Here is a 25926-nt window from a genome sequence, read left to right as displayed (position 1 = left end):
CAGACGACATTCAGCCGGCCTAGAGCGGTTCACCGTTTCACGGAAACGTCAAACCGCTCTATTTCTTTGTTTGGAGCAATTCCGAGTCGGAAAACCGTTTCACACTTTTCCTGGAATTGCTCTAAGTCCATGGATCAACGAACCGACGTTTGGGCATTGCGATGAAGGACGGCGAAGTCTTCGGCACGACGCAGGCGGGCGAACCCGTCCGCCGGTTCACCATCCGTGGCGGCGGCATCAGCGCCAACATCATCGGGCTCGGCGCCATCATCCAGGATCTGCGGCTCGCCGGCCACGATGCGCCGCTGGTGCTGGGCTATGACCGCTTCGAGCCTTACGAGACAGACCGGGCCTTCTTCGGCGCGGTCGTCGGCCGCTATGCCAACCGCATCCGCGACGGCCGCTTCACCATTGCCGGCCAGCGCTACCAGACGGAGCGCAACTTCCTCGGCAAACACACGCTGCATGGCGGTTCGCGGGGCTTTTTCCACCGGCCGTGGACGGTTTCGCTGCACGGCCGGGATTTTGTCACACTGACGCTGCACGATCCCGACGGTACGATGGGCTTTCCCGGCGCGCTGGACGTCACCTGCACCTACCGGCTGAAGATCCCTGGCACGCTCTCGATGGAGCTGACCGCCACCTGCGAGGAGCCGACGCTGTGCAATCTGGCGCAGCATTCGTACTTCAATCTCGACGATGGCGGCAGCAGTGACATTCTCGACCACCGGCTGATGCTGAATGCCGGCGCCTACACGCCGGTTGATGGCGAGATGATCCCGACCGGCGTGGTCAAGCCTGTCGACGATACCCCGTTTGACTTCCGCCAGGCGCGGCCGCTGCGCATGGAAACGGAAGGCGAGCAGCTCCCCTACGACGTCAATTTCTGCCTTGCGTCCAGCCGTGGTCCGCTTCACCAGGTGGCGTGGGCGCAAGGCGCCAATTCAGGCGTCGAGATGGAGGTCTGGACCACCGAGCCCGGCCTGCAGCTTTACACCGGCCAATATGTCACGCCGACTTCGGGCGGCCTGGGCGGGCGGCGCTACAAGGCGTTTTCCGGCTTTTGCCTCGAAGCACAGGCCTGGCCCGACGCGCCGAACCGTCCCTATTTCCCGCAGGCCACGCTGTGGCCGGGACAAATCTATCATCAGGTCACGGAGTATCGTTTCCGCTTACCCTGAGATTTCCTCAGCTGTTGAAAGCGGTTTTCAGCGTTTCGAACGGCGCCAGCGCGCCGCGCACCTGCACGACGGCGGCGGCGACACGGTGCGCGCGCTGTACGGCCTCGGCCGGCGCATGGCCGGCAAGCCGGGCGGCGAGATAGCCGCCATTGAAGGAATCGCCGGCGCCGGTGGTGTCGACGGGGGTGGCGACGTGCTGGGCCGGGACCGGCTGCAGGGTTCCGCCAGTGGCGATCAATGCCGGCTCCTCGCCATTCTTGACGACGACTTCGCCAACCAGTTTTCCAAACCGCGCTGCGGTCGCTTGCGGCGCGGTGTCGCCGAACAGCATCTGCTCGTCGGGAAAGGTCGGCAGCGCAATGTCGGTGACGGCAAGCGCGTCGAGGATCGCGGCTTGCGCCTCCTCGCGGCTCTGCCACAGCCGCGGCCGGTAGTTGGGGTCGAAGGCGACCAGTGAACCGGCTGCGCGCGCCTTGGCCACTTCTGCCAGCAGCGTCTTGCGCGCGGCGGCGTCCAGAATTGCCAAAGTGATTCCGGAAAAATACACAAGCGCCTGGTTTTCCAGGCTTTTTGCCAGGGCGGCCGGGTCCGACGCAAGCCGCTTTGCAGCCGCATCGCTGCGCCAATAGGTGAAGGCGCGTTCGGCGCCGGTCAAGGTGATGGCATAGAGGCCGGGCCGTGCACCCGGGATGACCGGGCTGGCGCCGATGCCGATGCCGTTTTCGGCGAAGAACGAGATCTGACCCTGCGAGAACGGGTCGTCGCCGAAGGCAGAGACGTAAGTGGCGGGCCTCTCGCCGCTCAGCGCATGCAGCGCCCACAGCGTGTTGAAGGTGTCGCCGGCAAAGCCCATCCGCCAGTTCGGCCCGGCCTGACCGGACAGTTCGAGCATGCACTCACCGATCGAAGCGACGCCGTCTGCTGCCATAACTCTCCCTCAGGGTTTGGTTTCGGTCCTGTAGCTTTTTGCGGCCGGCAGCGCCATGCTTGGCGGCGGCGGATTTTTGCGCCAGAAGCGTTTTCCCACAGAAGCGGCGGGACGCGAATTGCTTCCCGAGACGTTATGGTTGGAAGAGGAACCGGTTTGGCATCGATATGGCGTTATCTTCTTGCGGGCCTTGGTCTGGCCGCCTTGCTGGCTGGCATACTGGCGATCGTCTATCTGACCGCGCCGCAATCGGCGCCGGGTCCCGATATTTCGCGCTCGAAGAAAACCGCGAACGGCTTGTTTGTCGCCAGTTTCCAGCCGGAGCGGGGCGTTATCAAACAAGGCGAGTTGCAATCCTGGTTGCTCACCCTGAAGACGGTCAAGGGCAATCCCGTGGAGGGTGCTGCGATCTCGGTCTCCGGCGGCATGCCGCAGCACAATCACGGCCTGCCGACCAGTCCGCAGGCCACCGATTATCTGGGCGAGGGGCGCTACCGCATCGAGGGGCTGAAGTTCACCATGAGCGGCGTGTGGCAGTTGCGCTTCGCCATTTCAGCCGCGGCCGGTTCCGACAACGTCGTCTTCAACGTGGTGCTGTGAGCCGCCGATGAACCGCGTGTTGCGCCTTCTGGCATTGGCGGCGGTTCTGCTGGTTGCCGGCTGCGGCAAGCCGGATTTTTCCGACGCCGAGAAGAAGACGATTGCGTCACTGGCGCTCAACGCCTTGCCGGCGCTGAAGCCCGACACCACCAACCGCTTCGCCGACGTGCCGGCGGCTGCGGCCCTGGGCTCCACTTTGTTCTTCGACCAGGGCATGAGCCATGACGGCACCGTGTCGTGCTCGACCTGTCACAAGATCGACCGGCAATTCCAGGACGACCTGCCACAGGCCGTCGGCGTCGGCCGCACCAACCGGCGCTCGATGCCGCTGGCCGGTGTGGCGCGCAATCCGTGGTTCTTCTGGGACGGAAGGCGTGACAGCCTGTGGGCGCAGGCGCTGACGCCGCTGGAAAATCCGCTCGAGCAGGCGGGAAACCGCGCCGCCTTCGCGCACTACATCCAGAAGCGCTTCGGCGAGCGCTACGAGCGGATCTTCGGGCCGCTGCCCGACCTTTCCGCCGTTCCCGCCAACGCCAGCCCGCTCGGCAACGAGGCCGAGCAGGCGGCGTGGAAGGCGATGAGCGCGGCCCAGATGGACGACGTCAACCGCGTCTTTTCCAATATCGGCAAGGCGATCGCGGCCTTCGAACGGTCGATCGAACCGGCGCAGACGCGCTTCGACCGTTTCGCCATCGACCTCGCGTCCGGCGCCAAGCCGAAAGCCGACGATGCGTTTTCGCCGGAGGAAGTCCTCGGGCTGAAACTGTTCATCGGCAAGGCCAATTGCGTGACCTGCCATAATGGTCCGCGCTTCACCGACAACTCTTTCCACAATACGGGCGTGCCGCCGGTCAAGGATTTGCCGCTGGATCGCGGCCGCTTCGATGCGGTGGCTCAAGTCCAGGCCGATCCGTTCAATTGCTTCGGCGCCTTTCGCGATGGCGACGCCAGCGCCTGCGGCGAACTGCGCTTCATGGTCAAGGACGCGCCCGAACTCATGCGCGCCTACAAGACGCCGTCGCTGCGGGGCGCGGCGACGCGGCCGCCCTATATGCATGCCGGCCAGTTCTCCTCGCTGGAGGAGGTGGTGGCGCATTATTCGGCGGCACCCGCTGCTGTCGAGGGCACCTCCGAGGTGCACCCGCTGCAGCTGTCGGACCGTGAACGCGCTGCGCTGGTGGCATTCTTGAAGACGCTGTCGGAGTGAGTCAGCGGTCCTTCACCGTCTCCATTGCCACGAAGGTCGAGGTCTGGGCGACGTGCGGGAGCGCCGAGATGCGCTCGCCGAGCACGCGGCGGTAGGCGGCGATGTCGGTGGTGCGGACCTTCAGCAGATAGTCGAAGCTCGACGCCATCATGTGGCATTGCTCGATTTCCGGCACGGCCTGCACCGCGCGGTTGAAAGCGTCGAGGGCGGCCGAGCGCGTATCCGACAGTTTGACCTGGACGAAGGCGACATGGCCTTCGCCCATGCGCTCGCGATCGATGATCGCCTGGTAGCCTCTGATGTAGCCGTCCTTTTCCAAGCGCTTTACCCGCGCCTGCACCGGCGTCTTCGATAGGCCGACCTTGCCGGCCAGTTCCGACATGGACAGCCGCCCGTCGCGCGCCAGGGACGACAGGATGTTTTTATCGATGCGGTCCAATTGGTCTTCTGTCACTGATATTGCAGTCCAATTGATGACAGCGTGAGCACAATGATAGTTCATTCGGCCTGCAATGTCGATTTCTTTGGACCGGTTGAAAATGCGGCTCTGTGCTAGCTTGCGCCATTCGGTCCGGCGACCGCCGGCCCGTTCCCTGATGCTCGCTCCGCAGGACCGCCATGCCGCTCGACACCATCCGCCAGCAGATCCGCGCCAACTACCTGCCCGACGAAGACGCGGCGGTGAAGAGGCTTGCCGAAGCAACCGGGCTTTCCACCGAAGACCGCGATGCGATCTCGGCTCGTGCCGCCGATCTGGTGCGGGCGGTGCGCGGCTCGTCCGACCCGCGGCTGATGGAGGTTTTTCTTTCGGCCTACGGCCTCTCCACCAAGGAAGGCGTGGCGCTGATGTGCCTGGCCGAGGCGCTGCTGCGCGTGCCCGACACCGAGACCATGGACGACCTCATCGCCGACAAGATCGCGCCGCATGACTGGTCGGCGCATTCGGGCGGTTCGAGTTCGATCTTCGTCAATGCCTCGACCTGGGCGCTGATGCTGACCGGCCGCGTGCTCGACGAGGGCGAAGGCGGCATCGAAGGCACGCTGCGCTCGATGGTGCGAAGGCTGGGCGAGCCGGTCATCCGCAAGGCGGTCGCCGCCGCCATGCGCGAAATGGGCGAGCAGTTCGTGCTCGGCCGCACCATTGCCGAGGCGATCAAGCGCGGCCGTCCGATGATCCAGAAAGGCTATCTCTATTCCTTCGATATGCTGGGCGAGGCGGCCCGCACCGAGGCCGACGCGCTGCGCTATCTCAAGGCCTATGCTGACGCCATTTCCTCGCTCGATTCCGGTTCCAACGGCCCGGATATCCGGCAGAACCACGGCATCTCGGTCAAGCTGTCGGCGCTGCATCCGCGCTATGAAGAGGCGCAGAAGGAAAAGATGCTGCCTGTCATGGCTGAGCGGCTGCTGTCGCTGGCGCTGGCCGCACGCCATTCGCGCATGGGCCTCAACATCGACGCCGAGGAAGCCGACCGCCTAGACCTCTCGCTGGATGTGATCGAGCGGGTGCTGGCCGAGCCGGAGCTTGCCGGTTGGAACGGGTTTGGCGTCGTCGTCCAGGCCTACGGTCCGCGCGCGGCCTTCACCATCGACTGGCTCTATGCGCTGGCGAAAAAGTACAACCGCAACATCATGGTGCGGCTGGTCAAGGGCGCCTATTGGGACACCGAGATCAAGCGAGCGCAGACGCTCGGGCTTTCCGGCTACCCCGTCTTCACCCGCAAGGCCAACACCGACGTTTCCTACATGGCCTGCGCCAAGAAGCTGCTTGGCATGACCGACCGCATCTATCCGCAATTCGCCACCCACAATGCCCATACCGTCGCCGCCATCCTGTCGATGGCCGACAATCGCGATGCCTTCGAATTCCAGCGCCTGCACGGCATGGGCGAGGCGCTGCATGAGACGGTGCGCCAGGCCGAAGGCACGCGCTGCCGCATCTATGCGCCGGTCGGCGCGCATTCCGACCTGCTTGCCTATCTGGTTCGTCGTCTGCTGGAAAACGGCGCCAACTCCTCTTTCGTCCATCAGCTGACCGACGAGGATGTCGAGCCGGAAGATATTGCGCGCGATCCGCTCGAAACGGTCGAGAGCCAAGGGCCAGCAGCCAATTCGGCGATCGCTCGCCCGGCGACGATCTTCGGCGCCGGGCGGCGCAACTCGAAGGGGTTCGACATCACCGATCCGGTGACGCTGGCTGCGATCGACAAGGCCAAGGCCGCCTTCGCCGGGCCCGAGCGCTGGCATGCAAAGCCGATCACGCGTGCGGCCGGCTACGGCAAGCAGCGCCCGGTGGTCAATCCGGCCAAGCCTGCCGAAGTCGTCGGCACAGTCGCCGAAGCCGCCGCCAAGCAGGTCGCGACCGCGGTGCGCTTTGCGGTGGAAGCGCAGCCGGCCTGGGCGAAGCGCCCCGTTGCCGAGCGAGCCGCCATTCTCAACCGCGCCGCCGATCTCTATGAGGCCAATGCCGTCGAGTTCTTCGCGCTCGCCACAAGGGAAGCCGGCAAGTCGCTTGCCGACGGCGTGGCTGAAGTGCGCGAAGCCGTTGACTTCCTGCGCTACTACGCCGCCGAAGCGGCCAACAACGAAGCGGGCACCGAGGCGCGCGGCGCCATCGTCTGCATCTCGCCATGGAATTTTCCGCTCGCCATCTTCACCGGTCAGATCGCGGCCGCACTCGTCACCGGCAATTCGGTTATCGCCAAGCCGGCCGAACAGACACCGCTCATCGCCTTCCGCGCCGTCGAACTCTTGCGCGAAGCCGGCGTGCCGGAAGATGTCATCCAGCTTCTGCCCGGCGACGGCCCGTCGGTCGGCGGACCGCTGACCGCGGACCCACGCATTGCCGGCGTCTGCTTCACCGGCTCGACCGAGGTCGCCAAGCTGATCGAAAAGCAGTTGGCCGAGACGGCAGCGCCCGACGCCATGCTGATCGCCGAGACCGGCGGTCTCAATGCCATGATCGTCGATTCCACCGCACTCCCCGAACAGGCGGTGCGCGACATACTGGCGTCTGCCTTCCAGAGTGCCGGCCAGCGCTGCTCGGCGCTGCGCGTGCTCTACGTGCAGAAGGACGTCGAGAAGAAGATGCTGGAGATGCTGAAAGGCGCCATGGAGGCGCTCACCATCGGCGATCCTTGGGCTATTTCGACCGATGTCGGTCCGGTGATCGACGATGAGGCACAGGCTTCGATCCGCGACTATTGCACCACGATGGGCCTGCAGGGCCGCCTGATCGCCAAGCTCGAAGCGCCGAAGGACGGCCGCTTCGTCGCGCCGCATGTGTTCCGGGTCAAGGGTATCGAAGATATGGAGCGCGAAGTGTTTGGCCCGGTACTGCATGTCGCGACCTTCGACGCCGATGGGATCGACGCCGTCATCGCCGCTATCAACCGCAAGGGCTATGGCCTCACCTTCGGCCTGCACACCCGCATCGAGGGCCGCGTCCAGCATTTCGTCGACGGCATCCATGCCGGCAACATCTATGTCAACCGCAACCAAATCGGCGCAGTGGTCGGTTCGCAGCCCTTTGGCGGCGAGGGGCTTTCAGGCACCGGGCCGAAGGCCGGCGGTCCGCATTATCTCCGGCGGTTCCGCAAGGCGCCGGAGGCCGGCACCGAGATTGCGGAGGGCCACAAGGTGACGGCGACCGAACTCGCCGACAATCTGCCCGAGCCGACGCTTGGCGGCTGGTCGACGCGGCCGGACCGCATCGCCATTTTGAGAAAACATCTGCGCGGCAAGGGCGCAGCGGCGATCGGCGCTGCCGCTGCAATCGATTTCGGCCAGGTCGACCTGCCCGGGCCGACCGGCGAGGCCAACACGCTGTCGCTGTCGCCGCGCGGCCGGGTGCTGTGCCTCGGGCCGGACGCCGACACGCTGCTTGCCCAGACGATCCAGGCGCTTGCCGCCGGCAACGCGGTGCTGGCCGTGGCGCCCGGCGCGCCGGCAGCCCTCTCCGCATTGACCGGCAAGGGGCTGCCGTTGGCAGCCATAGATGGCCGGCCCGACCCGGTCGAGGCGCGTTCGCTGCGCGTCGATGTTGTCGCCTTCTCGGGCAAGCCGGAAGCAGCCCGCATCGTGCGCAAGGTCATCGCCAACCGGAGCGGCCCGATCGTGCCGCTGGTCAGCGAAGTGCTCAACCCGGCGGCCTATGCGCATGAACGCGCCGTCTGCGTCGACACCACGGCGGCCGGCGGCAATGCCAGCCTGCTCGCCGCGGCGTAGGGAACTTTTCGCGGCTCGCTTGCCTGTGTCTGGTTGCAAGGATATGCGCTGATAGAGAACAGTAACCCGAGCGGGCGCAGCCGAGCCGATGGAAGACACGTCCCTACCGTTCGAGCTGCCGCGCGTGGCCGTGGTCATCACCTGCTATAATTACCGGTCTTATGTCGAGCGTGCCATACGCTCTGTGCTGGCGCAGACCTACCGGAATTGGGATTGCGTCATCGTTGACGATGCCTCGACCGACGGCTCGGGCGACCATGTCCGGCAGCTTCTCCAGATCATGGACGATCCGCGCCTGCGCCAACTGGTGCGCCAGGACAATGGCGGGCAGATCGCGGGCTTCCGCGATGGCTTTGCCGCGACCGATGCGCCTTTCATCGCATTTCTCGATGCCGATGATGTCTGGCTGCCGGACTTTCTCCTCGCGCATCTGTCGACCCATCTCAACACCACGCATTCGGCCGCGCTGTCCAGCTCCGACGTTTTTCTGGTCGATGGCAACGACACCTTGCTCGCCGGTACTTTCCTTGCGTTGCGCAAACCGCGTTCCGGGCCGGAACGCAATGGCGTCGCCATTGGCCCCGGCGGCCAGCTTTCCGGCATGGCGCCAGGGATCTCCTATGCATCGCAGCATCCCGTAACCTATTTTGCTCCGAACGTGTCGGGCTGGCTGTGGTCGCCGTGCTCGGCCATCCTCTACCGGCGTGGTGCGCTGGAGCCGGTATTGTCCTTCCCTTTCAAGGCCAAAGTGGGGACCGACTACCTGGCGGCAACATGTGCACATATGGCCGGTGGCAGCCTCATCTTGTCCGAATGCCTCGGTCTCTATCGCCTGCACGGGTCCAACCTATCTACCAGCACTGCCTTTGCCGGTGGTCCTGTGCTGCAAACGCCTGGCTTCAGAACCTACAGGAGCGTCCTGGCTGCGGATGTCGTCGATTATGTGCTGGCGAATTCAACCTGGCTCAGCGATGTCAACGGGCGCAATTTCATACCCGCATTCCTGAAGCAGCATGTGCGCCAATTCAGGGAGATCGCCCGCGATCCGCGCCTTGTGCGTTATCTGACCCGCGGACAGCCTTTGCAACGGCTGCGCCTGCACATTGCCGGATGGTTGCGGCGGCTGGGCGGCCGCGGCTCGATGCGATAAATGACAAGAGCGCCTGAGGTTCTCACGCTCGAGTCGCGTCAAGCGCCTTCGACGACCGAGAAGCCTTCGAACTGCGGATGGCCGAGATAGTGCACCTTGGAGGTGCCGGCGTTGCGGTGGGCGGCGCGGAAATTCTCGGATTTGGTCCAGGCGACGAAATCCTCGTGACTTGCCCACACCGTGTGCGAGGCAAACAGCGTGTAGCCCTCGGTCTCGTTGACCGGGCCGCGCAGCAAGTGGAATTCCCTGAAGCCTTTCATCTCCGAGAGGCTGGAATCGCGGTTCTTCCAGACATCCTCGAAGGCGGTCTCCGAGCCGTTCTGGACCTTGAAGCGGTTCATGGCGATGTACATTGGCTTCCTCTTGAATTGGCGGACGACATTTGGCGAAGGTCTACGAGCTGCTTAAAACGGGCCGATCCGCGCCCTGAACACCCAGCTTGACATGCCGGTCTCGGGTGGAATGGGCGGGAACGGGGCCTGCTGGCGTACCAGTTTCAAAGCGAATTGGTCGAGTTCTGCGGATCCTGAACTTTCGGCAAGCTGCAGGTCGCTGATGCTGCCATCGGCCATGACGACGAAAACGACCCTGGCATTGTTGAGAGCCTTTTCCTGAATCTCTTTCGAAACACGGCGGTTGGCGCGGGCAAGCTTGTTCTGAACTTCAACGCTGTAACCGGATTCCATCGCATTGCCGGCTGCGCCCTGTTTTTCACCCTTGCTGGCCGCCGCCAGCGCGTCACGTTCCTCGCCATCTGTCGCGCCAGCGTCTACCGATTCTGATGGGCTAGGCCTCGGGCTCGGGACCGGAGCCTTGGCATCAGGCAAATCAACAGGAGGCTCGTCGGCGGGCGGCGCCTCTGAACTTTGGGGTTGAACGGCTGACGATGTCGGCTTCTCAGCCGCTGGGGCGACACTTTGATCATTCGGGATCGCGGCCGTCAGTGTATCTGGAGCGACGATTGCCTGTTTGGCGGCTTCCGGCGCAGGCTTGGGTGCCGGCGGGTCCTTGACGGGTTGGGCCGCCTCGGTTGACGGCGCGGGTTGAACGGCCTCGGGCTTGGCCGGCTGCGGATCGGCTACCAGGGCAACATCGATCGCGTCAGGCGGCAGGTTTTTCAAAGCGGTGCCGACGACGTCGGCGCCGGATTGTTGGGAGCCTTCGGCTTGTATCGCATCTCCGGTATCGAACGTTCCGGCGGGTGCGACCAGGAAAGCGGCCGCTGCCGCCGCGTGCAGCAGGCAGGAGGCAACGATCGCCCCCGTCCATTTGCGATCGGCCGCCGGCCGCGCAAGCGGCACGGGCGGCGCAATCGCCAGTTCGTTGCCGGCGTCGTCGGGGAGGGGGCTGATGTCCTGCATGTCTCGCGGCGAGACCTGCCGCGAGCCAGGCGGGATTGTCAAATCAAGATCGGTTGCCGGCCATGACGGCGGACCGGAGACAGGCCAAGCCGCGCTGTCCTGCGGAAGGCGGGATGCAGTCCCACCTCAGACGCCGAAAGCGATACCGGTCTTGGTTTCGGTCTTCAGACCGCGCATGCAGGCTCCCGGCTCCACGCCAGTGCCGGCGCATTCGGTGGCGCTGTTGATCAGCACGCGGCTGAGTTTGGTGCAGTTGGTGCCGGCGAGGTCGAAGCGGGTCACCTTGGTCTTGCCGGCGGGCAGATCCTTGAAGTCGAGCACGCTCAGACGGTCGACGACGCCGGCCTCGTTGAACAGCGCGATCTCGAAGGCCGCCTTGGACAGATCGGCGCCGAGCGCATTGTTGACGACGAAAGTCAGGCGGCAACCCTTGTCGGAGGGCTGCGCGGCATTGAGCTCGAGGCTGAGTTGCGGCGTCGGCGCGGACTGAGCCCAGGCCGGCGCCGAGCCAAGCGACATCGCCAGCGTCGCGGTCAACAGACGGAGCGATGTCGTCAAGCTTATCATTGAAGTCAGCCTCCGAAGCGCATGGTTGCGGCCAGCTTCAGCGTGATGCCGGGCTCGTAGATGACGGCGGTCGTGCCGCCGTTCAGCGGGTTGGTGTATTTGACATCGAACAAATTGTCGGCGCGGAAGTCCACCTTCAAATTGTCGGTTGCCTGGTAACTGGCGAAGGCGTTGACCAGCGTATAGTCCTTGGCAACGGGATTGCCCTTCGGCTTGCCGTTGTACTGCACCTCGCCGCCGACGGTCAGCTTGTCCTCGAGGAAACGGAAGCCGAGCTGCCCGGTGACCTGCGAGGACGGGATGGTGGCAAGGTCGGCCCGCTCACCTTCATAGGAGATGGTGTGGCCGTTGATGATCGAGGCCGAGAGCCCGGCATAGCCCCAGCCGGCATCGTAGACGCTTTCCAGTTCGAAGCCGTTGATCTTGGCCTGGGCGAAGTTCTGGTATTGGAAGCAGATCGGAATGCCGGGGCCAAACGGGCAGCCGCTGGTCGGGTCGAACGGCGACAGCGTCACGCCCTCGATGTAGTCGTCGACATTGTTGTGGAAGTAGGCGGCCTTGAGCCGAAATGCGTCGCCGGCCTCGATAACGTCGTTCAGCTTGTAGTTGACGCCGAATTCGGTGGTCTTGCCGGTTTCAGGCCGCAGGTTCGGGTTGGGCAGGAACGGGAAGGTGACGCCGGCCGGATGATTGCCGCTGATCAGCGTTTCGGTCAGCGACGGAGAGCGGTAGCCTTCGGCGTAGGTGCCATAGAATTGCAGGCCAGCCAGGCTGGCGCTTTCGAACGGCGAGAGGCCAACGGTGATGCGCGGCGACAGCCTGTCGCCTGAGGTTTCGTTGTCCGAGTCCTTCAGGCTGTAATTGTCGTAGCGCAGACCGGTGATGATTTCGAGCCAGTTCCAGCTCAGCCTGTCCTGGATGTAGGCGCCCGAGACGTCGCGCTTGCCCGACGGCGTATAAAAACTGTCGCCGCCCGACGTGCCGCCGGTCTCGACATCGTCGCCGACCCAGTCGCCGCCATAAGTCAGCTCATGCGAGATGCCGGCGGTCTCGAAGCGCGACGTGTTCCAGATGTCGATGCCGGTCGTGCCGACATCGAAGGTCGACGTCGAGCCTGCCGGAAGCACGACGGGAAGACCGGTGACCGGATCGAAGCGGTTTTGCGGCACGAGCGTGGTCAGGTCGAGATTGGTCTTGTTGTAGGAGGCGTTGATGTGGAGATCGAGCCAGCTCCTGGCGTCGTCGGTGATGTTGTAGCGGGCGGTAAAAGTGCTCGACTTCAGGTCGACGTCGTTGGCCGGCACGCCGCCGCTGGTTTCCGTCCAGCCGTCGCTCGAACCGACCCAGCCGAGCTTCAATTCGCTGTTTTCACTCGGGCGGATGGTGGTCTTGAGCAGGCCGCTCAGCACGTCGAAGCCGGTGCCGGCGACGGTGTCGCCGCTGCCATTCTTGTAGTCGTCGTAGTCGCGGTAGACGATGTTGCCCAGGACATCCCAGTTTTCGTTGAACTTGTAGGCGCCGGTCGCGCTGGTGGTCCAGCCCTTGCCGTTGCTCTCATAGCGTCCGGTGACGGAGCCGGCCCAGGTCTCACCCGGCCTCAGGAAGTCCTCGGCATCCTTGGTGTCAAAGAAGACGACGCCGCCAATGGCGCCGGAGCCATAGGTGTTGGCGGTGGGACCGCGAATGACGTCGACGGACTTGATGAGTTCGGGATCGACATAGAAGGTCGACTGCGTGCCGTGGTCGGAGCGCTGGAAATTCTGCCTGGCGCCGTCGACGATCACCGCGACGCGGCCGAAATCCTGCAGGCCGCGAATGTTGATGCTGGAACTGACGCGCCGTGCATCGGCCTGCATGGTGACGCCCGGCACGCCGAGCAGCATCTCGTTGGGTGTCGTCGCCATGCGGCGGTCGAGCTGTTCCTGGTCGACATGGCTGGCCGAGGCCAGCGACTCGATCGCCGTCTCGCCGGTGCGGCTGATGACGAGGATCTTGTCGAGCAGCGTCACGCCGGCAGGCGCAGGCTTGGTGTCCTCGGTTTTCTTGCTCGGATCAGTCTGCTGCTGGTCGGTAGCTTGCTGCGCGCCGGCCGGCGGCGTCAACAACGCGATCGCTGCTGCCCCCGCAAGCAAGGCTGCCATTGTCTTTGCCATAGGCCGATGCACCGGATCGGCGTTTGCCAGATCCAGTCGTCCACGATTTGCCAACCCCATTGCCCCAACTCCAAATCCAGGTTCGATGCTGGCTGGCGGCGGCGCTCGCTGGCATTTTTCATTTCGTCCGGCGTCTTAAATGTTGACTCATTTGGTCCGGTAATGCACTGACTAATAAACATGATTATTCGAGTCAAGAAATGAATCGGCATTTTTGCAACGCCTAGCCAGACGCCCGGCACAGGAAAGGGATAGACAGAAATGAACACCCACAATCCCAACGACTTCCGTTACCGCGTCCGCCGTTCCGAGGAGACGCCGACCCGCTTCGACCGGGTGCCGCTGGCGGTGAGGACCTTGTCGTCCAACATGCTGTTCCAGGGCGAGCACGAGATCGGCATCGAGCACCATGGCGCGCTCTACCGGCTCAAGATCACTCGCCAGGGCAAGCTGATCCTCAACAAGTGACGAACCAGACAGGGCAGACAGGTAAGCAGGACATGGACCAGCGCGTAAAACCCGCCCCGCATGAAATCCGGCGGGCGCGGGCAGACAATCCGAAAGCGCGCGAGCGCGATCTTGCCGCCGAACTCGGTATTTCGGAGGCCGAACTGGTCGCCGCGCATTGCGGCGAGGGGGTCGTGCGCGTCGAGCCGCGCGTCAACGATCTGCTGACCGGCCTCGACGCCGTCGGCGAAGTGATGGCGCTGACCCGCAACGAAAGCGCGGTGCACGAGAAGATCGGCGTCTACGACAAGGTCGTGCCGGGCACGCACAATGCCATGGTGCTCGGCGAAAACATCGACCTGCGCATCTTTCCCAAAGTCTGGGCGCATGGTTTTGCCGTGGAAAAGCGCGACGGCGGCGACATCCGCCGCAGCCTGCAATTCTTCGACGCGGCGGGCGATGCGGTGCACAAAGTGCATCTGCGGCCGGCGTCCAATCTTTACGCCTACCAGAAGCTGGTGGCTGGGCTCGAATCGTCGAACCAGGAGCCGACCGTTTCTGTCGCAGGCTTGGCCGAGGACGACGCTGAAACGCCAGGCGTCGCCGCAAGCATCGATGATCTGCGTGACCGCTGGAGCCGGCTGACTGATGTGCATCAGTTCTTCGGCATGCTGAAGGCGCTGAAGCTCAGCCGCCGCCAGGCCGTGCGCATGGTCGGCCAGGACTATGCCTGGCTGCTCGACAATGACGCCGTCAGCGCCATGTTCCATCATGCGGCTGCCGACGGCATGCCGATCATGTGCTTCGTCGGCAACCGCGGCTGCATCCAGATCCATTCCGGCCCGGTCAAGTCGATCAAGCCGATGGGTCCGTGGATCAACGTGCTGGACGAGACTTTCCACCTGCATTTGCGCACCGATCACATCCAGGAGGTCTGGGCGGTGCGCAAGCCGACCAAGGACGGTCATGTCACGTCGCTCGAAGCCTATGGCGCCGACGGCAAGATGATCATCCAGTTCTTCGGCAAGCGCCATGAAGGCGAGGGCGAGCGCGATGATTGGCGGTTCCTCGCCGAAAACCTGCCGCGTATTCCAAGCCCGACCGCTGCCTGAGGATCACGACGATGATTTCACTGTTCAGGCGCCCGACGCTTGCGATGGCGATGGGCCTATCACTGCTTCTTGCGGCACCCGCTCCGGCCACCGAAAACCTCGCCATGTTTGCCGATACGTCGCGGATCGCGGCGATCGGTGGCTCGATCACCGAGATCGTCTACGCGCTTGGCGAAGAGGGCCATCTCGTCGCCCGCGATTCGACCAGCCGTTACCCCGCAGCCGCGATGGCGCTGCCCGACGTCGGCTATATGCGCCAGTTGTCGGCGGAAGGTGTTTTGTCGGTCAATCCGTCCGGCATTCTGGCGCTGCATGGCAGCGGCCCGAGGGAAGCGGTGGACGTGCTGAAAAAGTCGAGCGTTCCATTCATCGACGTGCCCGAACACTACAGCCATGACGGCATTCTGGAAAAGATCCGCATCGTCGGCAAGGCGCTTGGCGTCGACGCCAAGGCCGAGACGCTTGCTGCCGAGACCGACGCCAAGCTGAAGGCGGCCGAAAAACAGACGGCGTCAATCAAGAAGCGCAAGCGCATCCTGTTCGTGCTGTCGATCCAGGGCGGCAAGATTCTGGCCGCCGGCAGCGACACTGCCGGCGACGGCATTATCAAGCTTGCCGGCGCGGTCAATGCGGTCGAGGGTTTTTCCGGCTACAAGCCGATGTCCGACGAGGCCATCGTTACTGCCAGGCCGGACGTGATCCTGGCGATGAAGAATGCCGGACAGCCGGTTAATGAAGACGAGCTGTTCGCCATCCCGTCGATCACCTCGACGCCGGCGGGTGAAGGCCACAAACTGATCCTGATGGATGGCAGCTACCTCCTTGGCTTCGGGCCACGCACGGCCGATGCCATCCACGATCTGGCCGTCTCGCTCTATGGCGGTCAGGTCACGGACTGAGCCGATGGTGGATCAGTCGATCGCCGGCGCGGCGAGCAAGGTGGCGGCCGAGGGCGATCGTTCGGGGCGCGCTCGCCTGGTTATTTTGCTCCTGTGCGTGGTTCTTGCCCTTTCCATGTTCCTGTCGCTGACATCGGGCGCCTCCGATGCATCGGCCGTCGGCGTCATCGGGGACTGGCTAAGCGGCACTGTGCCGGCCGACGCCGCGCTCAGCGCTCGCGACCGGCTGATCGTCTACGACATCCGCATGCCGCGCGTGCTGCTCGGCGTGCTGATCGGGGCGGCACTCGCCGTATCGGGCGCGGTCATGCAGGGCCTGTTTCGCAATCCGCTCGCCGATCCCGGCCTGATCGGGGTGTCCGCCGGATCAAGCTTCGGCGCGGTCGCGGTCATCGTGCTCGGCACGACCTGGCTGGCGCCGCTCACTTTGGCGTTCGGCAGTATGGCCTTGCCGCTCGCCGCCTTTTGCGGTGGCCTGGCGGTGACGCTGGTGCTCTACCGCGTCGCCACGCGGCAGGGGCGCACCTCTGTCGCCACCATGCTGCTTGCGGGCATTGCGCTCGCCGCCCTTGCCATGGCGCTGACCGGCATCCTGATCTTCATGGCCGACGACCGGCAATTGCGCGACCTGACTTTCTGGCAGTTGGGCTCGCTCGGCGGCGCGACCTGGCCGAAGATCGCTTCCGTCGGCCCGATCATCGTTTTGGCGCTGTCGGCAATGCCGTTCATGGCCCGCGGCCTCAATGCGCTGGCGCTCGGCGAGGCGACCGCCGGCCATCTCGGTATCCCGGTGCAGCGGCTGAAATACACCGCGATTGTCAGCGTCTCGGCCGCGGTCGGCGCCTCTGTCGCGGTCAGCGGCGGCATCGGTTTCGTCGGCATCGTCGTGCCGCATCTGCTGCGGCTGCTGATCGGCCCGGACAATCGCTATCTCTTGCCGGCATCGGCACTGCTCGGCGCCTCGATGCTGCTTCTGGCCGACGCAGTCGCCCGCGTCATCGTGGCGCCGGCCGAACTGCCGATCGGCATCGTCACGGCGATCGCCGGCGCGCCGTTCTTCCTCTGGATACTGCTGCGCAAGCGCGGCGTAGTCGACTTGTGAGATTTGAAACCTGTGAGGCGGGCATGATCGAAGCACGCGATGTCTCGGTGGCGATCGGCGGCAAACGCATTGTCACCGACGTCGACTTTACCGCGCGGCCCGGCGAGGTCGCGGCAATCGTCGGGCCCAATGGTTCGGGCAAGACGACTTTCTTGAAGGCCCTGTCGGGCGACCTGGCGTTTACGGGAACTGTTGCTGTCAACGGCCGTGACCTCACGTCGATGAGGCCGGTGGAGGCCGCGATAGTGCGCGCGGTGCTGCCGCAGGCGACGACGCTGTCCTTTCCCTTCACCGTGCGCGAAGTGGTCAGGCTCGGCCTTGTCGGCGGCCGTTCGGGCGTGCTGCCGGGCGAAGACGACAGGCTGCCGGAGCGGGCGCTGGCGCGCGTCGACCTCGACGGCTTTGCCGGCCGTTTCTATCAGGAGCTTTCAGGCGGCGAACAACAGCGCGTGCAGCTGGCGCGGGTGCTGTGCCAGGTCTGGGCGCCGGTGCTCGACGGCAAGCCGCGCTATCTGTTCCTCGACGAGCCGGTTTCCAGCCTCGACATCAAGCACCAGCTGATCATCATGAACATCGCCCGCGACTTCGCCCGGCGCGGCGGCGGCGTGATCGCCATCCTTCACGACCTCAATCTGACGGCCATGTATGCCGACCGGATCTTCGTCATGCATCGCGGTCGGCTCGCGGCTGACGGTTCGCCGCAAGAGGTGCTGAGCGACGATCTGATCGAAAAAGTGTTCGATTGCCGGCTCAAGGTCGGCGTACTGCCGACGGGAAATGTGCCGTTCGTCCTGCCGCAGTCGGCAGCCTAGAAAATTCAGGCGGCCGGGGCTCGCTGCACGAGCATGTCGATGCCGAGCAAATGGCGTACGTTCGGCCGCGCGGCCACCATATCGGCGATCGTGTAGCGGGAAAGTACAGCGAAGAAGGCGTTGAGCGCCTCACGCAGCGCCGAGTTCAGCGCACAGCTGTCGACCAGCGGACATTCGGCGGCGTCGTTCTCGAAGCACTCGGCCATGGCGAAGCTCTCTTCGGTCACCCGCACGACGTCGAACAGGTTGATCTGCTCGGCGGGACGGCCAAGCCTGACACCGCCATTGCGGCCGCGCACCGTCTCGACCAGACCATGCTCGACCAGCGGCTGCAGGATCTTGAACAGGAAAAGCTCCGACACCGAATAAGCGGCCGCGATCTCCGGAATGCGGCTCAGCCGTTCGGTGTTGGCAGCGCAATACATCAGGATGCGCATGGCGTAGTTGGTCTGGCGCGTTAACCGCATTTCATTCCTCACCCAAGTGCTGGCGCATTGGAACTGCACCAGATTTTAGATTTGTGCTGGTGCGGCTTTCTCATCCGGAACTTCGGATTCGCCCCACACTGGCCTAGCCGGAATATGGCCTATACCTTGGAACAATTCCAGACTGGGATTGCATGATAGATGAATATTTTTGTCAACTTTGCTGCGAAATCGGCAATTCCCAGACGAAATCGGCCCATCCGATCATGCTACGGGCCGAAACACTCCCTAAATAGCCCAGACCAGATAGCCAAGAGATCGATGAGGAGCGGCGTATCATGTCCCAATCGGCTTCGTCCCTGGCGTCCGGCGGTTTCGATGCCGAGGCGGGCGCCAAGCTTTTCGCGCTGCGGCGAACAAAGTTCCTCGCCACGGCTGCGCTGGTGCTTTGCGTCGTGGTCTTTGCCGTCGCCAAATCGTTCGAGGGCACTTATCCGTGGCTGGGCTTTGTTGCGGCCTTCGCGGAGGCGGCGACCATAGGCGGGCTGGCCGACTGGTATGCGGTGGTGGCGCTGTTCAAGCGGCCGCTCGGCCTGCCGATCCCGCACACCGCCATCATCCCGGAGAACCAGAACCGCATCGCCGACAATCTCGGCCGCTTCATCGAGGTCAATTTCCTGGCGCCCGGGCCGGTGCGTGAGAAACTCGCCGAGGTCGATTTTGCAGTGCTGGTCGCCGACTGGCTGACTGACGCCGAACGCTCTGCCGGCCTGTCGCGCTTTGTCGTGCGGCTGGTGCCGCAGACGCTTGCGGCCATCGAGCAATCCGGCCTGCGCGGTTTCGTCACCAGCCGCATGCTGGAGCAGATCGACAAGGTGCCGCTGGCGCCTCTGGCGGCCGAACTGTTGTCGGCGCTGACCGACGACCGCCGCCACCAGAAACTGTTCGATGAGTTCACCCGTGTGATCGGCCGGTTTCTGAACGACGAAGAGGCGCTGGCGACCATGCGCGAAAAAATCCGCGAGGAATTGCCGTCGCTGTTCAACCTGTTCAGGGCCGACGCCTATCTGTTGAAGAAGATCGTTGCCTCCGCCGGTTCGCTGCTCGATGAGGTCCGTGCCGATCCCGATCACCCGATGCGCGCTGAGTTCGATCGCTTCGCGCATAGCTTCATCGAGCGGCTCAGGACCTCGAAGCAATATGCCAAGCGGGCCGAGAAGCTGAAGCGCGATTTTCTGGCGCGGCCGGAGGTCAGGGCGCTGGCCGGCGACATGTGGGAGAGTCTGCGCCTGTTCATCGAACAGGACGCCAAGGCGGAGAATTCGATTGTTCGCGACCATCTCGCCAACATGTTCGTCGAGGTCGGCCGCCATCTCTACGGCGATCCGCAGATCCGGGCCGACATGAACCAGGGCTTTGTCGTGGCGCTGGCCTCGTTCGTGGAGAGCCAGAAGAGCGGCGTGTCCAAGTTCATCGCCGACCAGGTCAAGCGCTGGGACCTTGCCCAGCTGACCAGGCTGATCGAGATGAACATCGGCAGGGACCTGCAATATATCCGCTTCAACGGCATGATCATCGGCGGCCTTGCCGGCCTGGTGCTTTACACGGCTGAGCTATTGTTCCTCGCGGGTTGAAGCGGGCGCTTCGCCTTTGCACCGCAAAATTGCGTTGCGCGGGCGAATGGACACGCGGCGCGCGAGTGCTATTGTCCACAACAGGGTTCCAGCATTTGCGCAAACTGGGGAGCAAGCGAGCAATGGCCAAACAACCCGAATCCGATTCGTTCCTGGACATGTTCAGCCGGTTCGGCCGTGATCTGAAGGTGCCCAATGTCGATGTCGAGGCGATCCTTGCGCATCACCGCAAGAACCTCGAGGCGCTGGAGAAATCGGCGCGGGCGGGGGCTGCCGGCGCGACCTCGCTTCTGTCCAGGCAGCGCGAGATGCTGCAGGACACGCTGCGTGAAGTCAGCGACATGGCGCAGAGCTACAGGGCGCCGGGCAATCCCCAGGAGCTGATGTCGAAACAGGCGGAGTTCGCCAAGAAGTCCTTTGAAGCGGCGCTGAAAAATGCCAGCGAAGTGGCCGAGCTGGTCAAGAAATCCGGCACCGAATCCGTCGAAATCCTGCGCGAGCGCATCAAGGAAGCGATGGAGGAAATCCGCTCCGGCTATGAGAAGAGGAAGTGATGTCAGGCACGGCCTGACCGCTGCCCGCTCTCTGTACAGGCGGGCCGTTTGCGGTGCATGGCCATGGACGAGGCGTGCCGTTTGGCGGAAAATGACGGAACGGAATCGCAACAGGCGAATTGACAGGGGCTGTCGGTTCGTGGTCCGAGGCGTTGGGAGCCATCGGGAAAGCAGGAATGACGGAACTACGGCCGAAAACGCCGCCGACCTTTGAGCAGCTAAGGGCGATGGCCGGGCAGGAGCTCGGCGTGTCGGAATGGACGACGATCGACCAGAGCCGCATCAACCAGTTCGCCGAATGCACCGGCGACCATCAGTGGATTCACGTCGATCCGGAGCGCGCGAAGCGGCAGAGCCCATTTCGCACCACGATTGCGCATGGCTATCTGACGCTGTCGATCATCGGCGCATTGGCGCTCGATCTGGGCATCGTGCCCGAAAACACCCAGGCTGCCTTCAATTACGGCTTCGACAAGGTGCGGTTCCTGGCGCCGGTCAGGGTCGGCGCACGCATCAGGCTGCGCTCGACGCTGTTGTCGGTCGAGGACAGGGGGCCGGGCCAATACCTGATGAAGGCCGCCAACACGGTCGAGATCGAGGGCGAGCAGAGGCCGGCTTTGACCGCCGAAACGCTGGTCATGCTGTATGAGCGCCGCAAGCGGGCCGCAACGTAATCTTCCGACCTTCGGTCACGATGACCTGCCGGCGGCGCGGGCCGAGAGCAGCGCCAGGAACAGTGCAGCCACTGCGAGCGCTGTCGCCGTCTGAAAGGTGACCTGCATGCCGTGGGCGGCTGCCGCTGAGGTCAACTGACTTTCCCGCCCTCCGGCCGAGGCAACCGCAAACACCGCCCCCATCAGCGATGCGCCGGTGATCAGGCCGAGATTGCGTGACAGATTGAGCAGGCCGGATACGACGCCGCGCTCGGCCGAGGCGACACCGCTCATCACGGATGCATTGTTGGAGGTCTGGAACAGGGCGTAGCCGAAGCAGGTGACGGTGATCGGCATGACATAACTGGCAATGCCGAGTGCCGTCATGGCGAGTGACAAAAGGAAAGTGCCAATGGCAAGGCTGAACAGTCCGACAACCATCATCCTGTTCGCGCCGAAGCGATCGGTGAGGCGGCCGGCGATCAGCGCCGAGAGCGCCGACACCAGCGGACCTGTCGACAGCGCCACACCGACCATCGCGGCATTGAGCCCAAGCCCACGCGACAGATAGAACGGCGCGACCACCAGGGTCGCCATCATCACCGTGGCGACGACGAGGTTCATGGCGAGGCTGGTGGTGAGCCGGATGTCGTACAACCGGGCAAGCCGGATCAAGGGATTCTTCGCCCTCGTCTGCACAACGCCGAACAGAACGACGCCGGTGCCGGCGGCGGCCAGCAGGCCGATGTTGAGCGGGCCGAAGTTGCCCCGGCCGAGCGTCATGGCCAGCGCATAGGCAGCGAGCGTCAGGGCGAGCAGGGCGGTGCCCAACACATCGAAGCAGCCTCGATCGGCTTCGGCAGCCTTGCCGCGAGCGGGCAGGGCCAGCCAGGCGAGCGCGAAGGTCGCAACGCCCAGCGGGACATTGATGAGGAAGATCGCCCGCCAGCCGAAGCCGGCAATCAGCAAGCCACCAAGCGAGGGGCCGAGCGTCGTGCCGATCGCCGACATGGCGCCGAGCAGGCCCATGGCGCTGCCGGTTCTCTCCTTGCTCACGGTCTCCGCGACAAAGGCCAGCGTCAGCGCCATCATCAACGCCGCGCCAAGTCCTTGCACGGCGCGTGCGGCGATAAGCAGCCACAGCGTCGGCGCCAGGCCGCACAGCACCGAGGCCAGCGTGAACAGAGTAATGCCGCCGAGCAGCAAAGGCCGGCGGCCGAACATGTCGGCCAGTCGTCCGGCGCTGACAATCAGGGCGGTGATGGCGAGCAGATAGGCGAGCACTACCCATTGCACCGACTGGAAGGACGCGTCGAAGGCCTGCGTGAGGGAAGGCAGGCCGACGCTGGCAATGCTGGTTCCGAGCGACGACAGCAGCGTGGCGAGCGACAAGCTTGCCAATGCCAAGACAGGAGATTGGGCCAGAACTGCGGACTGGACCTGCTGCGGCGCCGATGCGCGCTCGTTCTGCTCAGCAATTGCCATGGCGATCTCCTTCTCATCCGTCCGGGGAACGGACCTGTCGGAGATCTAGTCGCCAAGATGATATGGCGGAAGGCGCAGCATTTGCATCTTATTCGTGCGTCAAACGCCATGTTATGTGTTACAACCCGGTGATGACATCGCCTGATCTCAACTTGCTGTTCGCGCTCGACGTCCTTTTGGCCGAAGGCAGCGTGGCGCGCGCCGCCGCCCGGCTGCGGCTCAGCCCTTCGGCGATGAGCCGCACACTGGCGCGGCTGCGGGAAGCGACCGGCGATCCGCTGCTGGTGCGCGCCGGCCGCGGCCTGGTTCCGACGCCGCGGGCGGAGGAACTGCGGCAGCAGGCTGGACGCGTCGTTGGGGATGCCGAGGCGTTGCTGCGCCCTGCCAGGCTTCTCGATCTCGCGAAGCTGGACCGGATCTTCACGTTGCGTACCAATGAAGGGTTCGTCGAGGAGTTTGGACCGCGTCTCGTCGCCCGCATTCAGGCCGAGGCGCCCGGCGTGCGGCTGCGCTTTGCGCCCAAATCCGACAAGGATGTTGCCTCTCTGCGCGACGCGGCGATCGATCTGGAGATCGGCGTTGCCGGCGAGACGGGGCCGGAAGTGCGGATACAGGCGCTGTTTCGCGACCGTTTCGTCGGTGCGGTGCGAACGGGTCATCCCTTGAGCGAGGGTAGGGTTACGCCGGAGCGCTATTCGGCGGGAAGGCACATCAGCGTCTCCCGGCGTGGCCGGGAGAGAGGACCGATCGACGAGGCCCTGACGCAGCTTGGCCTGCAGCGGACCGTGGTGTGCATGGTTTCGGGGTTCTCGGCAGCCCTTGCCATGGCACGGGCCTCCGACCTGATCGCCAGCATCCCCGAACGGCATACAGAGAGCGGACGGGCCGGCATGGTCAGCTTTCCGCTGCCGGTCACCACGGTAGAGGTTACCATCTCGATGCTGTGGCATCCGCGGCTCGACGCCGATCCGGCGCAGCGCTGGCTGCGCGATTGCGTGCGGGAGGTCTGTGCAGCTCGATAGTCTGCGACGTCAGCGCGCCATTGCCGCCTCGAGCACCCTGAAAATCCGCTCGTCCTGGCTCTGGGCAACGTTGAAGCGCAGGAAGCGGCCGGCGGTTCCCGACAGGCTGAACGCGTTGCCGGGCGCCAGCACGATGTTGTCGGCCAGTGCGCGGCGGGCGACGTCGGCGGCATCGACGCCATCGGGCAGGCTGCACCACAGGAACAGTCCGGCGGGCTGGTCGATCCATGGTGTGATGCCGATCGCCTTCAGGCGCGTGCCGGTTTCGCTCATGGCGCGGGCAAGCTTGGCGCGCAGCAGATCCATGTGCTTGCGATAGCTGCCATCCCTGAGCAGCGCCAGCACCAGTTCGGCCGCCAGCCGGCCGCCGCCGAAGGTGGTGGCGATCTTGAGGTCGGTGAGCTGTTCGACCCAGTCGCGCGGTGCTGCGATGAAGCCGCAGCGCACCGAGGCCGACAGCGTCTTGGAAAAGCTGCCGATATGAACGACGCGGTTGAGGCCGTCGAATGCCGCCAGCCGGGGCGCCGGCGCATGTTCGAAATCGGCGAAAATATCGTCCTCGACGATGGTCAGGTCCGACTGGTCGGCGAGCTTCAGCAGCCGATGCGCGGTGACCGGCGACAGGATCGCGCCGGTCGGATTGTGGATGGCGGAATTGGTGATGTAGAGGCGCGGTCTGTGCTCGGTAAGCGCCTGCGCGAACAGCTCGATGTCAGGCCCCGTTTGCGTGTAGGGAACGCTGACGACCTTGGCACGGTGGGCGCGCAGCAGCGCGTGAAAATTGAAATAGCAGGGGTCGTCGACCAGCACGGTATCGCCGGGTTCGATCAGGAAGCGGCACAGCAGATCGATCGCCTGCGTGCCGGATTCCGTCAGCATGATCTGGTCCGGCGAGACCTCGATGCCATGCCCGGCCATGCGCCGTGCCAGCAATTGCCTGAGCGGCGGCAGGCCGAGCGGCGTGCCGTAGTCGGCCAGCGCGACGTCGTCGGCGCGCGCCACTGTCCGCAGCGCCCGGCGCAGAGCGGATTGGGGCATCCACGAGGCCGGCATCCAGCCGCAGCCGGGTTTGAGCATCTCGCCCCCCGCCTCCAGCGACTGGCGCGAGACCCACAGCGGGTCGACTTCACGGTCGAGCCGGGGGCCGATCTCGGCCAGCGACAACGGCGCCAGCGAGCCGGCGGCATAAAAGCCCGAACCCGGCCGGGACCGGATCGCGCCTTCGGCGGCAAGCCGCTCATAGGCTTCGACCACGGTGGATTTCGACACTTGCATGGCTTTGGCGAAGGCGCGGATCGAGGGCAGCCGAGCGCCGGGTGTCAGGCTGCGGGCGGCAATCCGCTGGCGGATGGTCGCCATGACAGTTTCGACAAGCGTGGTACCAGCAAGGGTGGGCGCAGCGTCTGTTTTGAAAGCCAGTTCGGTCATCTGTATTGCTCAATCGGCCATTACAGTTTCGCGAAATTGTACCTCATTGTCTCTGGCAGTTCCATACCCTCCGGCCGATAGAGGGTGAAAGCAATGGAGCCTGGAATGGACAAGAGCGCGAGCGGCTGGGTGAACGGATTCGTCGGCGTGCTGATTTTCAGCGGTTCGCTGCCGGCAACGCGTGTGGCTGTGGCGGATTTCGATCCGACCTTTGACCTCGGCCCGCGCGGCGATTGCCGGACTGCTCGGTCTGGCGATGCTCGTCCTGTTCCGGCAGAAACGCCCTGAGCGCAGCGATTTTCTGTCGCTGGTGATCGTGGCCCTTGGCGTGGTTGTTGGCTTTCCCTTGCTCACCGCGCTGGCGCTCAAGCACGTTACCTCTGCCCATTCCATCATCTTCGTCGGCCTGCTGCCGCTGGCCACCGCGATCTTCGGTGTGCTGCGCGGTGGTGAGCGTCCTCGGCCTGCCTTCTGGCTGTTCTCGTGCATCGGCAGCGCGCTGGTTGCGGGCTTTGCCCTGATGCAAGGCGTGACGGCGTCACCGGTCGGTGACGGCCTGATGCTGGCCGCCATCATCGTCTGCGGACTGGGCTACGCGGAAGGAGCCGCGCTGTCGCGCCGGCTCGGCGGCTGGCAGGTCATTTGCTGGGCGTTGGCGATCTCGCTGCCGATCATGCTGGTGCTGACGTTCGCGACGCTGCCGCAATCCTTTGCCGCCATCGGCTCCGGCGCTTGGGCAGGCTCGCCTATGTCTCGCTGTTCAGCATGCTGATCGGCTTCGTGTTCTGGTACCGCGGCCTTGCGCAAGGCGGAATCGCCGCCGTGGGACAATTGCAGCTGCTGCAGCCTTTCTTCGGCCTCGCTTTGGCGGCGACGCTGCTGCACGAGCAGGTCAGCCCGCTGATGGTGGTCGTCACGCTCGGCGTGGTCGCCTGTGTGTTCGGGGCGAAGAAGTTCGCGCGGTAGAGGGCGGCTCCGC

General features: G+C 64.4%; 23 protein-coding genes and 1 pseudogene. 15 read left to right on the top strand and 9 right to left on the bottom strand.

What is annotated here, in order from left to right; all coding sequences use genetic code 11:
- The first annotated feature begins 155 nt into the window (after positions 1-155).
- On the top strand, positions 156-1181 hold the full coding sequence (locus tag ACYHH6_RS25125) for an aldose epimerase family protein (RefSeq protein ID WP_192257688.1): 1026 nt from the start codon (positions 156-158) through the stop codon (positions 1179-1181).
- Positions 1182-1188: 7 nt separating this feature from the next.
- Here the strand turns inward: ACYHH6_RS25125 and ACYHH6_RS25120 are convergent, their stop codons facing one another.
- Positions 1189-2109: a sugar kinase gene (locus ACYHH6_RS25120; protein ID WP_352588081.1), complete on the bottom strand. Its 921-nt coding sequence runs from the start codon at positions 2107-2109 to the stop codon at positions 1189-1191.
- Positions 2110-2265: 156 nt separating this feature from the next.
- On the opposite strand from ACYHH6_RS25120, the gene ACYHH6_RS25115 reads away from it, so the two are divergent.
- A complete protein-coding gene (locus tag ACYHH6_RS25115) occupies positions 2266-2709 on the top strand; it encodes a FixH family protein (protein WP_352588084.1) in 444 nt (147 codons plus the stop codon).
- A gap of 7 nt (positions 2710-2716) precedes the next feature.
- Complete coding sequence (locus ACYHH6_RS25110; RefSeq protein WP_352588087.1) at positions 2717-3916, top strand: cytochrome-c peroxidase; 1200 nt, start codon at positions 2717-2719, stop codon at positions 3914-3916.
- Position 3917: 1 nt separating this feature from the next.
- On the opposite strand, the gene ACYHH6_RS25105 is transcribed toward ACYHH6_RS25110, so the two are convergent.
- Positions 3918-4370, bottom strand: a complete 453-nt coding sequence (locus tag ACYHH6_RS25105; RefSeq protein ID WP_112565348.1) for an Lrp/AsnC family transcriptional regulator — start codon at positions 4368-4370, stop codon at positions 3918-3920.
- 164 nt (positions 4371-4534) lie between these two features.
- On the opposite strand from ACYHH6_RS25105, the gene putA reads away from it, so the two are divergent.
- Positions 4535-8143: a bifunctional proline dehydrogenase/L-glutamate gamma-semialdehyde dehydrogenase PutA gene (gene putA / locus ACYHH6_RS25100; RefSeq protein ID WP_352588090.1), complete on the top strand. Its 3609-nt coding sequence runs from the start codon at positions 4535-4537 to the stop codon at positions 8141-8143.
- A gap of 88 nt (positions 8144-8231) precedes the next feature.
- Positions 8232-9293 (top strand): glycosyltransferase, encoded by a 1062-nt coding sequence (locus ACYHH6_RS25095; protein WP_352588092.1) that lies wholly within the window; start codon positions 8232-8234, stop codon positions 9291-9293.
- A 38-nt stretch (positions 9294-9331) separates the two neighbouring features.
- On the opposite strand, the gene hmuQ is transcribed toward ACYHH6_RS25095, so the two are convergent.
- The 4 genes from hmuQ to ACYHH6_RS25075 form a co-directional block, all read right to left on the bottom strand.
- Positions 9332-9646, bottom strand: a complete 315-nt coding sequence (gene hmuQ, locus ACYHH6_RS25090; RefSeq protein ID WP_112565354.1) for a heme-degrading protein HmuQ — start codon at positions 9644-9646, stop codon at positions 9332-9334.
- A gap of 51 nt (positions 9647-9697) precedes the next feature.
- Positions 9698-10654, bottom strand: coding sequence for an energy transducer TonB family protein (locus ACYHH6_RS25085; RefSeq protein WP_352588095.1), 957 nt, complete (start codon positions 10652-10654; stop codon positions 9698-9700).
- Between the two features lie 126 nt (positions 10655-10780).
- Complete coding sequence (locus ACYHH6_RS25080) at positions 10781-11221, bottom strand: hypothetical protein (protein ID WP_352588098.1); 441 nt, start codon at positions 11219-11221, stop codon at positions 10781-10783.
- A gap of 5 nt (positions 11222-11226) precedes the next feature.
- Positions 11227-13362: a TonB-dependent hemoglobin/transferrin/lactoferrin family receptor gene (locus tag ACYHH6_RS25075; RefSeq protein ID WP_352588101.1), complete on the bottom strand. Its 2136-nt coding sequence runs from the start codon at positions 13360-13362 to the stop codon at positions 11227-11229.
- Between the two features lie 273 nt (positions 13363-13635).
- Between ACYHH6_RS25075 and hemP the strand changes: the two genes are divergently transcribed.
- Genes hemP through ACYHH6_RS25050 form a run of 5 tightly spaced genes read left to right on the top strand, consistent with a single transcriptional unit; the run spans position 13636 to position 17746 of the window.
- Positions 13636-13842 (top strand): hemin uptake protein HemP, encoded by a 207-nt coding sequence (hemP, locus tag ACYHH6_RS25070; RefSeq protein WP_352588104.1) that lies wholly within the window; start codon positions 13636-13638, stop codon positions 13840-13842.
- 32 nt (positions 13843-13874) lie between these two features.
- A complete protein-coding gene (locus ACYHH6_RS25065) occupies positions 13875-14933 on the top strand; it encodes a hemin-degrading factor (protein ID WP_352588107.1) in 1059 nt (352 codons plus the stop codon).
- 11 nt (positions 14934-14944) lie between these two features.
- Entirely contained in the window at positions 14945-15832 is an 888-nt protein-coding gene (locus tag ACYHH6_RS25060) for a heme/hemin ABC transporter substrate-binding protein (protein ID WP_352588110.1), read from the top strand.
- Between the two features lie 4 nt (positions 15833-15836).
- Positions 15837-16934, top strand: coding sequence for a FecCD family ABC transporter permease (locus tag ACYHH6_RS25055; protein ID WP_352588113.1), 1098 nt, complete (start codon positions 15837-15839; stop codon positions 16932-16934).
- Positions 16935-16957: 23 nt separating this feature from the next.
- Positions 16958-17746 (top strand): heme ABC transporter ATP-binding protein, encoded by a 789-nt coding sequence (locus ACYHH6_RS25050; protein ID WP_352588116.1) that lies wholly within the window; start codon positions 16958-16960, stop codon positions 17744-17746.
- Between the two features lie 5 nt (positions 17747-17751).
- Here ACYHH6_RS25050 and rirA read toward each other — a convergent pair whose 3' ends face one another.
- On the bottom strand, positions 17752-18213 hold the full coding sequence (rirA, locus tag ACYHH6_RS25045) for an iron-responsive transcriptional regulator RirA (RefSeq protein ID WP_112565484.1): 462 nt from the start codon (positions 18211-18213) through the stop codon (positions 17752-17754).
- Between the two features lie 296 nt (positions 18214-18509).
- On the opposite strand from rirA, the gene ACYHH6_RS25040 reads away from it, so the two are divergent.
- The 3 genes from ACYHH6_RS25040 to ACYHH6_RS25030 all read left to right on the top strand — a co-directional run bounded on the left by ACYHH6_RS25040 (position 18510) and on the right by ACYHH6_RS25030 (position 21033).
- Positions 18510-19805: a DUF445 domain-containing protein gene (locus tag ACYHH6_RS25040; protein ID WP_352588119.1), complete on the top strand. Its 1296-nt coding sequence runs from the start codon at positions 18510-18512 to the stop codon at positions 19803-19805.
- A 122-nt stretch (positions 19806-19927) separates the two neighbouring features.
- Positions 19928-20359, top strand: a complete 432-nt coding sequence (locus ACYHH6_RS25035) for a phasin family protein (RefSeq protein ID WP_352588122.1) — start codon at positions 19928-19930, stop codon at positions 20357-20359.
- 176 nt (positions 20360-20535) lie between these two features.
- Complete coding sequence (locus ACYHH6_RS25030) at positions 20536-21033, top strand: MaoC family dehydratase (protein WP_352588125.1); 498 nt, start codon at positions 20536-20538, stop codon at positions 21031-21033.
- 15 nt (positions 21034-21048) lie between these two features.
- Here the strand turns inward: ACYHH6_RS25030 and ACYHH6_RS25025 are convergent, their stop codons facing one another.
- Positions 21049-22497: an MFS transporter gene (locus ACYHH6_RS25025; protein ID WP_352588128.1), complete on the bottom strand. Its 1449-nt coding sequence runs from the start codon at positions 22495-22497 to the stop codon at positions 21049-21051.
- Positions 22498-22628: 131 nt separating this feature from the next.
- Between ACYHH6_RS25025 and ACYHH6_RS25020 the strand changes: the two genes are divergently transcribed.
- Entirely contained in the window at positions 22629-23519 is an 891-nt protein-coding gene (locus ACYHH6_RS25020) for a LysR family transcriptional regulator (protein ID WP_352588131.1), read from the top strand.
- A gap of 9 nt (positions 23520-23528) precedes the next feature.
- On the opposite strand, the gene ACYHH6_RS25015 is transcribed toward ACYHH6_RS25020, so the two are convergent.
- Complete coding sequence (locus ACYHH6_RS25015; RefSeq protein WP_352588134.1) at positions 23529-24947, bottom strand: aminotransferase-like domain-containing protein; 1419 nt, start codon at positions 24945-24947, stop codon at positions 23529-23531.
- Between the two features lie 105 nt (positions 24948-25052).
- On the opposite strand from ACYHH6_RS25015, the pseudogene ACYHH6_RS25010 reads away from it, so the two are divergent.
- Positions 25053-25913, top strand: a pseudogene (locus tag ACYHH6_RS25010) (DMT family transporter).
- Positions 25914-25926 lie beyond the last annotated feature (13 nt).

The organism is Mesorhizobium sp. P171375, assembly GCF_057786075.1.
Note: the sequence above shows the minus strand (reverse complement) of the source record. Positions and strands in the feature narration are given on the sequence as shown.

Bases quoted from the DNA above. Each gene is read 5' to 3' on its own strand.
- ACYHH6_RS25120 (WP_352588081.1), bottom strand. From the start codon at position 2,109: ATGGCAGCAGACGGCGTCGCTTCGATCGGTGAGTGCATGCTCGAACTG.
- ACYHH6_RS25110 (WP_352588087.1), top strand. From the start codon at position 2,717: ATGAACCGCGTGTTGCGCCTTCTGGCATTGGCGGCGGTTCTGCTGGTT.
- putA (WP_352588090.1), top strand. From the start codon at position 4,535: ATGCCGCTCGACACCATCCGCCAGCAGATCCGCGCCAACTACCTGCCC.
- ACYHH6_RS25095 (WP_352588092.1), top strand. From the start codon at position 8,232: ATGGAAGACACGTCCCTACCGTTCGAGCTGCCGCGCGTGGCCGTGGTC.
- hmuQ (WP_112565354.1), bottom strand. From the start codon at position 9,646: ATGTACATCGCCATGAACCGCTTCAAGGTCCAGAACGGCTCGGAGACC.
- ACYHH6_RS25085 (WP_352588095.1), bottom strand. From the start codon at position 10,654: ATGCAGGACATCAGCCCCCTCCCCGACGACGCCGGCAACGAACTGGCG.
- ACYHH6_RS25080 (WP_352588098.1), bottom strand. From the start codon at position 11,221: ATGATAAGCTTGACGACATCGCTCCGTCTGTTGACCGCGACGCTGGCG.
- ACYHH6_RS25075 (WP_352588101.1), bottom strand. From the start codon at position 13,362: ATGGCAGCCTTGCTTGCGGGGGCAGCAGCGATCGCGTTGTTGACGCCG.
- hemP (WP_352588104.1), top strand. From the start codon at position 13,636: ATGAACACCCACAATCCCAACGACTTCCGTTACCGCGTCCGCCGTTCC.
- ACYHH6_RS25065 (WP_352588107.1), top strand. From the start codon at position 13,875: ATGGACCAGCGCGTAAAACCCGCCCCGCATGAAATCCGGCGGGCGCGG.
- ACYHH6_RS25060 (WP_352588110.1), top strand. From the start codon at position 14,945: ATGATTTCACTGTTCAGGCGCCCGACGCTTGCGATGGCGATGGGCCTA.
- ACYHH6_RS25055 (WP_352588113.1), top strand. From the start codon at position 15,837: ATGGTGGATCAGTCGATCGCCGGCGCGGCGAGCAAGGTGGCGGCCGAG.
- ACYHH6_RS25050 (WP_352588116.1), top strand. From the start codon at position 16,958: ATGATCGAAGCACGCGATGTCTCGGTGGCGATCGGCGGCAAACGCATT.
- rirA (WP_112565484.1), bottom strand. From the start codon at position 18,213: ATGCGGTTAACGCGCCAGACCAACTACGCCATGCGCATCCTGATGTAT.
- ACYHH6_RS25040 (WP_352588119.1), top strand. From the start codon at position 18,510: ATGTCCCAATCGGCTTCGTCCCTGGCGTCCGGCGGTTTCGATGCCGAG.
- ACYHH6_RS25035 (WP_352588122.1), top strand. From the start codon at position 19,928: ATGGCCAAACAACCCGAATCCGATTCGTTCCTGGACATGTTCAGCCGG.
- ACYHH6_RS25030 (WP_352588125.1), top strand. From the start codon at position 20,536: ATGACGGAACTACGGCCGAAAACGCCGCCGACCTTTGAGCAGCTAAGG.
- ACYHH6_RS25025 (WP_352588128.1), bottom strand. From the start codon at position 22,497: ATGGCAATTGCTGAGCAGAACGAGCGCGCATCGGCGCCGCAGCAGGTC.
- ACYHH6_RS25020 (WP_352588131.1), top strand. From the start codon at position 22,629: ATGACATCGCCTGATCTCAACTTGCTGTTCGCGCTCGACGTCCTTTTG.
- ACYHH6_RS25015 (WP_352588134.1), bottom strand. From the start codon at position 24,947: ATGACCGAACTGGCTTTCAAAACAGACGCTGCGCCCACCCTTGCTGGT.